11 protein-coding genes are annotated in these 12,779 nt (G+C 62.2%); all 11 read left to right on the top strand.

Going from position 1 to position 12,779, the window contains the following annotated elements; translation table 11 throughout:
• Positions 1 to 166 precede the first annotated feature (166 nt).
• The 11 genes from PP1Y_RS17895 to PP1Y_RS25450 all read left to right on the top strand — a co-directional run bounded on the left by PP1Y_RS17895 (position 167) and on the right by PP1Y_RS25450 (position 12,391).
• Complete coding sequence (locus PP1Y_RS17895) at positions 167 to 1,129, top strand: 1-phosphofructokinase family hexose kinase (RefSeq protein WP_051010069.1); 963 nt, start codon at positions 167 to 169, stop codon at positions 1,127 to 1,129.
• A 100-nt stretch (positions 1,130 to 1,229) separates the two neighbouring features.
• Complete coding sequence (locus PP1Y_RS17890; RefSeq protein WP_013833483.1) at positions 1,230 to 2,612, top strand: MBL fold metallo-hydrolase RNA specificity domain-containing protein; 1,383 nt, start codon at positions 1,230 to 1,232, stop codon at positions 2,610 to 2,612.
• Positions 2,609 to 4,120 (top strand): thymidine phosphorylase family protein, encoded by a 1,512-nt coding sequence (locus PP1Y_RS17885; protein WP_013833482.1) that lies wholly within the window; start codon positions 2,609 to 2,611, stop codon positions 4,118 to 4,120. Before PP1Y_RS17890 ends, PP1Y_RS17885 begins: the two co-directional genes overlap by 4 nt.
• Positions 4,117 to 5,043, top strand: a complete 927-nt coding sequence (locus PP1Y_RS17880; RefSeq protein ID WP_013833481.1) for a ribose-phosphate diphosphokinase — start codon at positions 4,117 to 4,119, stop codon at positions 5,041 to 5,043. Before PP1Y_RS17885 ends, PP1Y_RS17880 begins: the two co-directional genes overlap by 4 nt.
• A 5-nt stretch (positions 5,044 to 5,048) precedes the next feature.
• Entirely contained in the window at positions 5,049 to 7,418 is a 2,370-nt protein-coding gene (locus PP1Y_RS17875; RefSeq protein ID WP_013833480.1) for a copper-translocating P-type ATPase, read from the top strand.
• 637 nt (positions 7,419 to 8,055) lie between these two features.
• The gene (locus tag PP1Y_RS17870) at positions 8,056 to 8,406 is read left to right on the top strand and encodes a response regulator (RefSeq protein WP_041558972.1); all 351 of its coding nucleotides are present in this window, start codon (positions 8,056 to 8,058) and stop codon (positions 8,404 to 8,406) included.
• Positions 8,407 to 8,554: 148 nt separating this feature from the next.
• Positions 8,555 to 8,806 carry a sigma factor gene (locus PP1Y_RS17865; protein ID WP_067733091.1) on the top strand — a complete coding sequence of 84 codons (252 nt, stop codon included), beginning with the start codon at positions 8,555 to 8,557 and terminating at the stop codon, positions 8,804 to 8,806.
• A gap of 81 nt (positions 8,807 to 8,887) precedes the next feature.
• On the top strand, positions 8,888 to 9,631 hold the full coding sequence (locus PP1Y_RS17860; protein WP_041558970.1) for a Bax inhibitor-1/YccA family protein: 744 nt from the start codon (positions 8,888 to 8,890) through the stop codon (positions 9,629 to 9,631).
• 405 nt (positions 9,632 to 10,036) lie between these two features.
• Positions 10,037 to 10,465 (top strand): transposase, encoded by a 429-nt coding sequence (locus PP1Y_RS17855; protein WP_232512436.1) that lies wholly within the window; start codon positions 10,037 to 10,039, stop codon positions 10,463 to 10,465.
• Positions 10,466 to 10,491: 26 nt separating this feature from the next.
• Entirely contained in the window at positions 10,492 to 10,818 is a 327-nt protein-coding gene (gene tnpB / locus PP1Y_RS25455) for an IS66 family insertion sequence element accessory protein TnpB (protein WP_197423761.1), read from the top strand.
• A gap of 31 nt (positions 10,819 to 10,849) precedes the next feature.
• Positions 10,850 to 12,391, top strand: coding sequence for an IS66 family transposase (locus PP1Y_RS25450; protein ID WP_369799481.1), 1,542 nt, complete (start codon positions 10,850 to 10,852; stop codon positions 12,389 to 12,391).
• The last annotated feature ends 388 nt before the right edge of the window (positions 12,392 to 12,779 follow it).

Here is a 12,779-nt window from a genome sequence, read left to right as displayed (position 1 = left end):
TGGGCGAGGCAGCGGACTGTTCGGACGCTTGGCAATTTGCCGGGCGATGGGTGGGCAGCGACGGCAGGTTCGGCCGAGCTGTTCCGGAACGTCGACTGCGCATGATTTGGCGAAGGATCATCACGCGCCGTCAAGCCTGCACACATACGACGAAACGGACATTTCCATGAAAACGATAGCCACCCTGACAATGAACCCGACCATCGATGTCTCCTACGAGGTTGAAAGCGTTTTTCACACGCGCAAGATGCGCACCCGCAACGAACGCTATGCTCCGGGCGGCGGCGGCATCAACGTAGCCCGGGTCTTCTGCCGTCTGGGCGGCACCGCACGTTGCTATTACCTGTCAGGCGGCGCGACCAGCGCGGCACTCGACGGTCTCGTCGATTTGCATCAACTGGTGCGCACACGCATTCCCATCGAACATGATACGCGAATCGCCGCTGCGGTGCTGGAACGCGAAAGCGGCAAGGAATACCGCTTTACGCCGCCGGGACCACCGGTGGCGGCGGAAGAATGGCAGGATTGCCTCGACCGGCTTGCCGAAGCGGATTGCAGTCATCTTGTGGCAAGCGGGTCGCTGCCGCCCGGCGTTCCTTCCGATTTCTATGCCCGTGTGGTCAGGATCATGCAAAAGCGTGGAATTCGGACAATACTCGACACCTCCGGGGATGCATTGAAAGACGGGCTGGCCGGAGGCCGTGTTTTACTCGTCAAGCCGAGTCTGGGCGAATTGCGCCAGCTCGTTGGCCGTGATCTTGAATCCGTCGAGGAAATCGGTGCGGCGGCCACGGCCATCATCGACAAGGGACAAGCCGAGCTAATTGCGGTTACCATGGGTCACAGAGGTGCCTTGCTGGCTTGGCAGGATGGCACCCTGCACTTGCCCGCCTTACCCATCGAGGCGAAAAGTGCGGTCGGAGCTGGCGATAGCTTCCTCGCCGCCATGGTTTACGCACTAACTGTTGGGCAGGAGCCAGTCGACGCCTTCCGATACGGCATGGCCGCGGGCTCCGCTGCCGTTCTGACCCCAGGAACCGACCTCGCCTTTCCAGAAGACATCGATCGATTGTTCGCGCTCGTAGTGGGGGGCCGTAAGATGGCACCTTTGCGACCACAAAATTCTTGAGTCAACTCGTTCTGCCATGGTTTCAAATTAGCTGCTTGGACGACAAAACGGACATGCACACGCCATGCTTACCGAATGATTATTAAACGAGAGGATGAATATGAATGCTGCTCATGAACCCTCGCTCAGTTTTCTTGGCGCGACAGGAACGGTCACCGGCTCACGCTATCTGATCGAGGCCAACGGTCGGCGCATTCTTGTAGATTGCGGGCTGTTCCAGGGATACAAGCAGTTAAGGCTACGCAACTGGAATCCGTTCCCCGTTCCGCCAAAGTCAATAGACAGAGTCCTTCTCACACACGCCCATCTCGACCATTCCGGCTATCTGCCCGCGCTGGTCCGAAACGGCTTCCAGGGCCATATCCATTGCACGCCGGCCACCGCCGAACTCTGCGGCCTGCTGCTTCCCGACAGCGGGCACCTGCAGGAGGAAGAGGCCCGCTATGCAAAGCGCAAGGGTTATTCCAGGCACGCGAACCCGAAGCCACTCTACACACTCGAGGATGCCCGCGCGGCGCTGGACCATTTCCGGGAAACGCCTTTCGACAAGGTTCTTGACCTCGGAGACGGCATCTCAGCCCGCTTCATTCCGGCGGGGCACCTGCTCGGCGCGGCGCAGATCCAGGTGACCGTCGACGGGCGCACGGTACACTTCAGCGGAGATGTCGGACGCGAAACCGACCCGTTGATGCACGGGCCACGGCCATATCCAGGCGCCGACATTCTCGTGACCGAATCCACCTATGGCAACCGCGTTCACCCGCAGAATGATCCCGAAGCCGAACTGGCGGAGGTTATCAACCGGGTCGCACGGCGCGGCGGGGCGATCGTGATCCCCGCTTTCGCCGTGGGCCGTATCCAGGGCGTTATGTTGCAGATCGCACAGCTGCGAGAGCGGGGCGCCATTCCCTACATACCGGTCTATCTCAACAGTCCGATGGGCGTCGATGCGACCGAAATCTACCACAACCACCACGATGAGCACCACGTCAGCTGGGAAGACTGCAAGGCCATGTTCAACCTCGCCGAACGCGTGCGAACGGTCGAGGAATCGAAGGAGCTCAACCGCCGCACGGGGCCGATGATCATCATTTCCGCAAGCGGCATGCTCGCGGGCGGCCGGGTCATGCACCATCTGGTCAGTTTTGGGCCCGATCCCAAGAACGCGATCGTGCTGAGCGGCTTCCAGGCGGGTGGCACGAGGGGCGCTGTGCTCGCCAGAGGCGAGCGGCATTTGCGGCTCTTCGGGCGCGAGATCGAAATCCGCGCCGAAGTGATTCAACTTGAGGGCATATCGGGTCATGCCGACGCCAACGAGTTGCTGGGCTGGATGGGACAGGCCAAGCCGCCGGAAATGACCTATGTCACCCATGGCGAACCGGACAGCGCCGATGCCCTGCGCTTCCGCATTGACCACGAGCTCGGATGGAATGTGCGCGTACCTGAACATCTCGAGCGGGTCAGCATCCGGAAGCCGAGATGACCTTGGATGTGCACACGATTCCCCTGATCCGGGCCGGTATCGACACCTATCGTCAGCCGGTCGTCTACATGCGCGAGGACTGCCATCTGTGCCGGGCCGAAGGATTCTCGGCGCTCACACAAGTAGAGATCGCTCTTGGCCAGCGGTCGATCGTTGCGGCGCTCAATGTCGTTACCGATGCAGACTGGCTGCCACCCGATACAGCGGCGCTCAGTGAGACCGCGTGGTTAGCGCTTGGCGCGAAGATCGGTGAGCATGCGATTTTCTCACATCCGGAGCCGCCTGCCTCAGCTTCCGCGATCCGCTCCAAGGTTTACGGGCAGCGCCTCGATGCCGACGGCTTCAAGGCAATCATCGGCGATACAGTGGCGCACCGCCTGTCCGATCTCGATCTTGCCGCTTTCATCACGGCTTGTGCCGGTGACCGCCTCGATATTGCCGAAACGATCGCGCTCACCCGTGCCATGCACGGCGCGGGAAAGACGCTTGACTGGGGTGCGGGGCTGGTCCTCGACAAACATTGCGTCGGCGGACTGCCGGGCAACCGGACGACCCCCATCGTCGTGGCAATCGTTGCCGCCGCGGGGTACAGGATCCCGAAAACCTCGAGCCGCGCGATTACCTCTCCAGCCGGCACTGCCGACACGATGGAAGTTCTGGCGCCGGTCGCGCTCGACATTGCAGCCATGCGCCGCGTGGTCGAGACCGAAGGCGGCTGCGTCGTGTGGGGCGGTGGCCTCGATCTCAGTCCCGCCGACGATCTGCTGATCCGGATCGAGCGGCCGCTCGATTTCGACAGCGACGGTCAGCTTGTCGCCAGCGTGCTCTCCAAGAAGGCGGCAGCGGGTTCAACCCATGTGCTGATCGACATGCCGGTCGGTCCCACGGCCAAGGTCCGAACGGATGGGGCTGCACGAACGCTGTCCGAGCGACTGCATGCTGTCGGTCAGGCGATCGGCCTATCCCTGCGAATCCATGTCAGCGACGGATCGGCCCCGGTGGGGCGTGGTATCGGCCCGGCGCTTGAGGCCCACGACCTGCTTGCGGTCCTGAGGCGTGATCCTGATGGCCCGATAGACTTGCGCGAAAGAGCGCTGGACCTGGCAGGCGCCTTGCTCGACCTGGCCGAAGCGAACGGCGGAAAGGGTCGCGAGAGGGCAAGGAACCTCCTCGACAGCGGCGCGGCCGAAGCGAAATTCCTTTCCATCTGCGAGGCCCAGGGCGGATTTCGCGAACCGGGCAGCGCACCTCACCAATCCATCGAATCAGCCAGGGTAGGCGGCGCGATCAGGGAGATCGACAACCGCCGCATCGCCAAGATCGCGAAACTGGCCGGTGCTCCCGGCCGCAAGCACGCCGGCGTACGTCTGCTCGCACGGCCGGGCGATGTGATCGAGGCAGGCCAGCCGCTCTACGAGATACACGCGGAAACGCCAGGCGAGCTTGGCTGGGCGCAGGACTATGCCCGTTCGGGCGCTTCTCCCTTCCGGATCGGAGAGGCGCCGTGACCCGTATCCTGGCATTTCCAGGCATGATGCCCCTGGGCGAAGCCATCGCCGCGCTATCCGGAGCACAGACGGGGGAAGTCGATGTCCACCGCTTCCCGGATGGCGAGTGCCTCGTGACGTTGCCTGGCGACCTTACCGGCGAGGATGCCGCTATTCTCGCCACCCTACGCGACCCCGATCCGCTGGCCCTGCCCCTGCGATTTGCAGCAGAAACAGCCAGGGAACTGGGGGCTCGCCGCGTCGGGCTGATCGCGCCCTATCTCGCCTATATGCGCCAGGACCGGCGATTTGCCGAAGGTCAGGCGGTCAGCGCTCCCCTATTCGCCCGCTTTCTGGAGGAGAGCTTCGACTGGCTGGTAACGGCAGATCCGCATCTGCACCGGATCCATTCGCTCGAGGGCCTGTTCGACATTCCGGTTCGCCGGATTGAGACTGCCCCCCTGCTCGCCGAATGGATCGCCGCAAATGTGCCCGATGCGGTGCTGCTCGGTCCCGACAGCGAGAGCCGGCAATGGGTATCTGAAGTCGCCCGGCTCGCGGACCGGCCCTATGAAGTCCTCGAAAAGCGCCGCAGCGGCGATCGCAGCGTCGAGGTCAGCGTACCGCACAGTGAGGCGCTGCGGACCGGAACACCCGTGATACTCGATGATATCGCCTCGTCGGGGCGGACACTGATCCAGGCGATCGAACGACTGCTCGCAGCAGGAACCAGGCCGCCGATCTGCGTCGTGATCCATGCAGTCTTTGCCGGCAATGCCCATGACGATATTCTTGCGGCGGGCGCATCACGGGTCGTGACGACGAACTCCATTCCGCATGCCAGCAATGCGGTATCACTTGCGCGGGTACTGGCTGACGCTGCCAGCGACCTGCAAGGCGGCAATCCACCGATCAGGCGGGCCGCAACACGAACGACAAGGTGACCTGTATGAACGACCACACCCATCACCAGCACCACGAGGCAAGCGAGCACACGATCTACACTTGCCCGATGCACCCTGAAGTGCGGCAGGAGGGGCCGGGAGATTGCCCCAAGTGCGGGATGCATCTCGTGCCGGAAGGTAGCGACCAAGCGAAGGACGACCACGCATGCTGCCATAGCCACGATCCCCATTCCGCAGACGCCAAGGTCGTAGCGGACGACAAGCGCTACGACAAGGTGCCGGCCGGATATTCCGGGTCGGTCTACACCTGCCCGATGCATCCGCAGGTTCGTCAGACGAAGCCCGGTTCCTGCCCGATCTGCGGCATGGGGCTGGAGCTCGAATCCGCGGCGATGGTGGAGGAAGGGCCCAATCCTGAACTCGTGGATTTCACGCGGCGCTTCTGGATCGGCACGGCGCTAACGCTTCCGCTGCTGGTCTTCACCATGGGGCCTTACCTCGGCCTAGGTGGCGTCAGGGAGATTTTCGGCGAACGCGCGACACTGTGGATCGAACTGGTGCTCGGCACGCCGGTCGTCCTGTGGTGCGGCTGGCCGTTTCTTGTGCGGGGATGGAGCTCCTTCCGCACGCTGAACCTCAACATGTTCTCGCTGATCGGCATGGGCGTCATGGCCGCCTGGGCTTTCAGCGTCGTCGCAGTGATTGCGCCGGGCATATTCCCCGATGGCTTCCGCGATGCGGAAGGGCATGTCGGGGTCTATTTCGAGGCTGCGGCGGTCATCGTCACGCTGGTGCTGCTGGGCCAGGTGATGGAACTGCGTGCGCGTGAGGGAACCGGCAAGGCGATCCGCGCGCTGCTCGATCTTGCGGCGAAGACCGCGCGCGTGATCCGCGAGGACGGCAGTGAGGAGGAAATCCCGCTCGAAGACGTGCTGGTCGGAGATCGCCTGCGCGTGCGACCCGGCGACAAGGTGCCGGTCGACGGGGTCGTCACTGACGGTCGTTCCTCGGTCGATGAGAGCATGATCAGCGGTGAACCGGTACCGGTGGAGAAGGTCGCCGGCGATCCCGTCACCGGCGCGACCATCAACGGCACCGGCAGCCTGGTCATCGAGGCTACCCGTGTCGGTGCCGACACCATGCTTTCGCAGATCGTCGAAATGGTCGCCAATGCCCAGCGCTCGCGCGCGCCGATCCAGAAATATGCCGACAAGGTCTCGGGCTGGTTCGTGCCGGTGGTCATTGGCATCGCGATCCTGTCCTTCATCGGCTGGGCCTTCTGGGGCCCCGCGCCCGCGCTGTCCTATGCGCTGATCGCAGCCGTCGCCGTGCTGATCATCGCCTGCCCTTGCGCGCTTGGCCTCGCCACGCCGATGTCAATTATGACCGCGACGGGGCGCGGCGCGCAGGCCGGCGTGCTGATCAAGAATGCCGAAGCGCTGGAACGCTTCGAAAAGGTCGATACGCTGATGGTCGACAAGACCGGAACCTTGACCCTGGGCAAGCCGAAGCTGGTTTCCGTCCTGCCCGAACCGGGACACGATGAAGCCGAAGTCCTGCGCCTGGCGGCAACGCTTGAAAGGGGCTCCGAACATCCTCTGGCCGAAGCGATCGTCGCGGGCGCGGAGGAGCGCGGAGTGGCACTGGGCGAAGCGAGCGACTTCGAGGCGGTCACAGGCAAGGGCGTGAAAGGCGTGGTCGATGGCAATAGTGTCGCGCTCGGCAACCTCAAGCTCGTCACCGATCTGGGCCTCGAGGCGGCCGAACTGACCGAGAAGGCCAATTCCCATCGCGATCAGGGCGAGACAGTGATGTTCGTGATGCTGGACGGCGCAGTCGCCGGCCTCGTCAGCGTCGCCGACCCGGTGAAGGAAACGACGCCCGCCGCGCTTGAAGCGCTCCACAAGCTGGGCTTCCGCATCATCATGGCAACGGGCGACAATGAACGCACCGCCAGGGCGGTGGCCGCGCGGCTCGGCATCGACGAAATTCGCGCCGACGTGCTGCCCGAGGACAAGGCGCGCATTATCCAGGAGCTTCAGGCCGAAGGGCGCAAGGTCGCCATGGCCGGCGACGGCGTGAACGATGCACCAGCCCTTGCCCAGGCCGATGTCGGCATCGCCATGGGAACGGGAGCGGACGTCGCCATCGAAAGTGCCGGCATCACGCTGGTGAAGGGCAATCTCGACGGGATTGTCCGCGCGCGTAGGCTGGCGCGGGCGACCATGCGCAATATCCGCCAGAACCTGTTCTTCGCCCTGATCTACAACGCCGCCGGCGTGCCGGTGGCGGCGGGCTTGCTGTACCCCTTCTTCGGCATCCTGATCAGCCCGATATTCGCCGCGTTCGCGATGAGCGCGTCGTCGATCTCGGTCGTCACGAACGCGCTGCGCCTGAGAAGCGCGAAAATCTGAGTGCGTAACATGCTCCCAAGTTGCAAGAGCGAGTGTCGCGCATTCTGAAGAAGTTGAAGCACGCAGGCGCGTTCCATCGAAGTTCGAGCTTACCGTGCGGAAGGTCCTGCGATGTTTAAATGAGTTTCATCCGTTGAGGCTTGAGTCTGGAGGAGAAGTTGCGACACGGCTACTCTCAACGACCCCAGAAGTAATGAGGGCCATAGGAAGATGTCCAATGCTTGGCCGTCCTTGGGCTCCATCACCCTGATGGTGCAGAAGATTTACGGACCTGAAGCCCACGAAGCAATTCGTGCTCTGAAAATATTCATGACAATAGGAAAGGGTAAAAATTATGAGTGGGAGATTCAAAGATAACATCAAGACCATACTGATAACGATATTATTTATAGCCGCTCTTGGTTATGCAATCCACATCGGGGTGAAGCTCTTTGGCTAAGTTTATTTGCCTCGCGACTTTGCGCATGGGCTGGGAGTTTGCGCCCGCCCAAGGTCTTCGAAGCGCCGGCACACTGCATGGGCAGCGAACCCGGGCATTGCCCACGGCTTGGTGAAGGACACAATTACGTAACCGCCCCTAATGCCCGCCGCTCCGCTCACAGCCAAAAGAACATTCTGGCAATCGAGAGAAAGACTCATGTCTCATGCGCTCATCATCGATGACAACATGATCGTCAGCCGCGCGATCCAGGATCGACTCTCGTCTCTCGGCTTCCATTCATTCGATCAGACATGGACCGAAGAGCTGGCCGTTGCGGCAGCGGCGCGACGCGAGCCCGACCTCGTGGTCGTCGGTGATTCGGTTGAGACGGGTTCAGCCTTGAGCGCTGCCCGGCGCATTGCGAAGCAACGCAGCATACCCATCCTGATGATCACCGCGGACCCGGGTCGCTTGCTCCAGCGTATTCCTAAGGACACCTCTTTCGACGGCCCATTTCTTCTCAACGAGATCGAAGCAGCCGTGGCCCTGAGCCACGCTACCGGCTGACCATTTCCCTTACTGGAGCGCATCTCTTGTCCCAAAATGCATGATGGAAGCGATAACCATGCTTGAAACATGTTCCGATAGCGCAATTAACGCCGAGAATAGGCCCTCCTCCTGCGGGGACGAGGCAGGTGAAACGAAGCGGCGCCTCGTGCGCACCGAACTGGCCTATTGCTACCAACGCTACCGGTCCATGGCGACACGGCGATTGCGCGACGAGATTATGGCCGACGACGCAATGCAGACATTCGCGCTGAAGGCCCTGGAGCACTTCGAACAATTGCGCGATGCCGAGGCGGTCCAAGCCTGGCTTCGCCGCCTGTTCGAAGCCACGCTGATCGATTTGGGAACACGCTGTCAACGCGACGTCGCATCGGGCAGGCCAAACGCCGCCGAACTGTAATTTGGGGCATATCCGAACGTCTTTTCGGTTAGTTTCGCCGATGCTGTCGGCGGGTCATCAAGGAATAAAGGAGATTGAGAAATGGCAGATCGCTTCAGACCAGCCCCACCTCCGACCGCTCGTGCTGGAATGGGAGCGCCAACAGCCGTCTTCGACGCCGGCCTGCGGTCTTATATGCTGGCGATCTACAATTACATGACCAGTGGCGTGCTGCTCTCCGGCGTGGTTGCGCTGCTGGTCGCGAGCAACGTCGCCGTGAGGTCGGTGTTCTTCGCTGCCAGCGGAGCACCCACATTGCTTGGTTGGATCGCGGTTTTCGCTCCGTTAATTCTCGTCTTCGTGCTCGGATTTGGTATCAACCGGCTTTCGGAGTCGACCGCCAAGTCGCTGTTCTGGGTCTACGCCGCCCTCATGGGTGTATCTCTGTCGACGGTACTTTTCGCTTATACGGGCGTAAGTGTCGCGCGCACGTTCTTTGTGTCCGCGGCAGCTTTCGCTGGTCTCAGCCTGTGGGGCTATACCACGAAGAAGGATTTGTCGGGCTTCGGCACTTTCCTGATCATGGGGTTGGTAGGCCTGTTGATAGCCATGCTCGTCAACATGTTCCTGCGTTCATCCATGATGGACCTGATCGTGAGCGCCATCGGCGTCCTGCTGTTCGCGGGTCTCACGGCTTACGACACCCAGAAGCTCAAGAGCCTCTATTTCGAAGTGGGCGGCAGCGAATTTCGCGGCAAGGCTGTCGTCATGGGCGCGCTGACGCTCTATCTCGATTTCATCAACCTGTTCCTGTTCCTGCTTCGCTTCATGGGGGACCGGCGCTGATGTGGAGAGCGGCGTTCATGCCTAGACCTGCACCGGTTCGGAGCCCCTGGGCATCGCACTCTCGTTCAGGACTCACAAACCCATTCCTGCTTTCGCCCGGCAGACGATGCGGCGTAAGAACGTTCGGCTGATTACGTATTCACTAGACCGTGAGCATCCCAGTCGAAGCTCGCAGGAGCGAGTGCTGATTTGGGTTACAACGCGCTGATCGGGACAGGCATGGCGCTGATCTTCGGTGGAGTGCTGGCGTATACCCTGAAGACTGGAGAAGTGCCACTCGCGCCTTCTCATTTTGCGTAAGCGCTGTGCGGCCCCCACCTTGCGCGGGTGACGTCCGGCGTTGAACTTACGCGGCCTGATTTGGGCCGAGGCGCTACTCCTATGATAATCCCGTGTGATGATCCTGTGAGCAAGGGCGCGCAGCGGTTTGAGATATTCACCGGTGCCGGCAAGCGGCGCGACTGGCCACCGGAGGTCAAGGCGTCGATTGTGGCGGAGTGCTATGCAGGCAACGAAGGTGTCGGCGCCGTTGCCCGCCGCCATGGCCTTGACCCTTCGCAGGTTTATGCCTGGCGGAAGGATTTGCACAAGCAACTGGCGGACCAAGGATCGGCACCATCGTCTGCAGAACCAGTCGCCGCGACGTTTGTCCCCGCAGTGGTCGAGTTGGCCCCACAACCGGATCCGGCACCCTCGCGCCGAGCCCGGCGCAGGCGGCGTGCTCTAATGGCGGCGGTAGAATTGGAGATTGACGGCGTAGCGGTGAAGATCGCGCGCGGCGCCGATGCCAGTGTCATTGCAGCGGTGATCGAAGCGCTAAAGGCAACCCGATGATCGGACCTGGTGCTGGCGCGCGCGTTATGGTCGCGACGCGCCCAGTGGATTTCCGCAAAGGGCCCGACGCGTTGGCTGCGCTGGTCGGCAAGGAGTACGGCGGCGATCCGTTTTCTGGCGTGATCTATGTGTTCCGGGCCAAGCGTTCGGACCGGGTCAAGCTGGTCTGGTGGGACGGCACGGGCCTGTGCCTGATGGCCAAGAAGCTGGAGTCCGGCGGCTTCAAGTGGCCGGGCATCCAGGACGGCGTTATGCGGCTGACGGCGGCGCAACTCGGCGCTTTGCTGGAGGGTTTGGACTGGCGCCGGGTGCATGGCGGACGACGGCCGATCGCCCCGCAGATTGCCGGTTGACGGGGCTTTTGACTGCTGATTCAATGCCTCCATGCTCATGGAAGCGGACCTTCCCGAAGACATCGAAGCGCTCCGCGCGCTGGTCCTCGAACAGGCCCGCGAGCTCGATGCGCTCAAGGTTTTCAAGGCTGAGGTCGAGCGCCTGAAGGCGATCATTGATGCCCTGCAACGGCACCGTTTCGGTCGCCGATCCGAACAACTTGATTCCGATCAGTTCGAGCTGGCTCTCGAAGAGGTTGAGGCGGCATTGGCCCAGGCCGAGCACGCCTGCGACAAGGCAAGTCGGGCGCCGACCGAGCGGCCGCGCAAGACCAACCGCGGTTCGCTGCCCGCTCATCTCGAACGGATCGAGCAGGTCGTCGATATCGAGAACAAGGCTTGCCCCTGCTGTGGCGGCGCCCTGCATCAGATCGGCGAGGACGTCGCGGAGCGCCTCGATGTCGTGCCAACCACCTTCCGCGTCCTGGTCACGCGCCGGCCGCGATACGGCTGCCGTTCGTGCGAGAGCGCAGTGGTACAGGCCCCTGCACCGGCAAGGATCGTCGAAGGTGGCATTCCCACCGAGGCGCTAATCGCGCAGGTGCTGGTCGCCAAGTACGCCGATCACCTTCCGTTGTACCGGCAAGCCCAGATCTATGCCCGGCAAGGCATCCAGTTGGATCGATCGACATTGGCGGATTGGGTCGGCCGGGCCGCCTGGTATCTGCGCCCGCTGCGCGATCACATCCTCGAGCGATTGCGACGATCGGAACGACTGTTTGCCGACGAGACGACGGCACCGGTGCTAAATCCAGGGACCGGGCGGACCAAGACCGGGCAGCTATGGGCCTACGCCCGAGATGATCGTCCATGGGGTGGCGATGATCCGCCGATGGTCGCCTATGTCTACGCCGCCGACCGTAAATCGGAGCGCGCCGAAGCGCATCTGGGAGACTTCGCCGGCATCCTCCAGGTCGACGGTTATGGCGGCTACGCAGCGCTAGCCAAGCGCCGACAGCAGGTCCAACTCGCCTTCTGCTGGGCACACGTCAGGCGCAAATTCTACGAACTGGCCGAGAACTCGCCGGTCGCGACCGAAGTGTTGCGTCGCATCGCCCAGCTCTACGTCATCGAGGACGAGGTGCGAGGGCAACCTGCCGATCAACGGCGCCAGGTTCGCGCAGAGCATAGCCGCGTCATCGTCGACGATTTGCGTCAATACCTCGACGCTCGCAACCGCCAGGTCAGCTCCAAGTCCAAGTTAGGCGAAGCAATGCGATACGCGCTCACCCGCTGGGATAGCCTGTCAGGCTTCCTCGACGACGGTCGGATCGATCTCGACAGCAACACCGTCGAGCGAGCGATCCGTCCCTTGCCGAAGCGTGTTTCATTATGCACTCCATATTCAAGTATCTGTAAACATTGGAAGCATATCCGCGTCAACAACGCGACACGGGCGACCCTTTCGGGCCATCGCAGATTTTACCGCTTCCGACATCAGATCGGCGGAGCGGATTTGATGCGGCGCGCGCGGTACGACCTGCACCGCCGGAAGCACGCCGGTTTTGATGAGAAGTCTTACCGTATGGCTTGAGGTGCCAAGCGCTTTGGCCGCCTCAGTCATGGTGAGCCATTCGCCGTCTTTCACCGCAGACCGGTAGGCATCGATCCCTCGCACGCGCCGAACAGAGTAGACCCGGTGCGCCGTCCAGGTTTTGCCCTGGCCTGTAGGCAAGCCCATCCGATTGAGCGTCGCGGCGATATGCTCGTCGGACCAACGGCCCGCCATGCTGCGCATCACCTCCAGCGCATCCTCCGCTGTTGCACAACCGTGCTCGCCGGCTTTCGGCTTGCGAACCCGCAGTTCCGAGTGCTGACCGCCCCGCCAATGGATTGTGAGCACGACGTCACGCACGGCATCATCGACATCGACGACGATGTCGGCGATCAATGTGCGTAGCAGTTGCTGGCGAGCGCGCATC

Origin of the sequence: Novosphingobium sp. PP1Y, from assembly GCF_000253255.1 — a bacterium.
Taxonomy (GTDB): Bacteria; Pseudomonadota; Alphaproteobacteria; order Sphingomonadales; family Sphingomonadaceae; genus Novosphingobium.
The sequence above is the reverse complement of the archived record's forward strand: the minus strand, read 5'-3'. Positions and strand labels throughout refer to the sequence as shown.

Coding starts and splice junctions, on each gene's coding strand:
- PP1Y_RS17860 (WP_041558970.1), top strand. CDS start 8,888: ATGGCAGATCGCTTCAGACCAGCCCCACCTCCGACCGCTCGTGCTGGA.
- PP1Y_RS17885 (WP_013833482.1), top strand. CDS start 2,609: ATGACCTTGGATGTGCACACGATTCCCCTGATCCGGGCCGGTATCGAC.
- PP1Y_RS17870 (WP_041558972.1), top strand. CDS start 8,056: ATGTCTCATGCGCTCATCATCGATGACAACATGATCGTCAGCCGCGCG.
- PP1Y_RS17895 (WP_051010069.1), top strand. CDS start 167: ATGAAAACGATAGCCACCCTGACAATGAACCCGACCATCGATGTCTCC.
- PP1Y_RS17875 (WP_013833480.1), top strand. CDS start 5,049: ATGAACGACCACACCCATCACCAGCACCACGAGGCAAGCGAGCACACG.
- tnpB (WP_197423761.1), top strand. CDS start 10,492: ATGGTCGCGACGCGCCCAGTGGATTTCCGCAAAGGGCCCGACGCGTTG.
- PP1Y_RS25450 (WP_369799481.1), top strand. CDS start 10,850: ATGCTCATGGAAGCGGACCTTCCCGAAGACATCGAAGCGCTCCGCGCG.
- PP1Y_RS17890 (WP_013833483.1), top strand. CDS start 1,230: ATGAATGCTGCTCATGAACCCTCGCTCAGTTTTCTTGGCGCGACAGGA.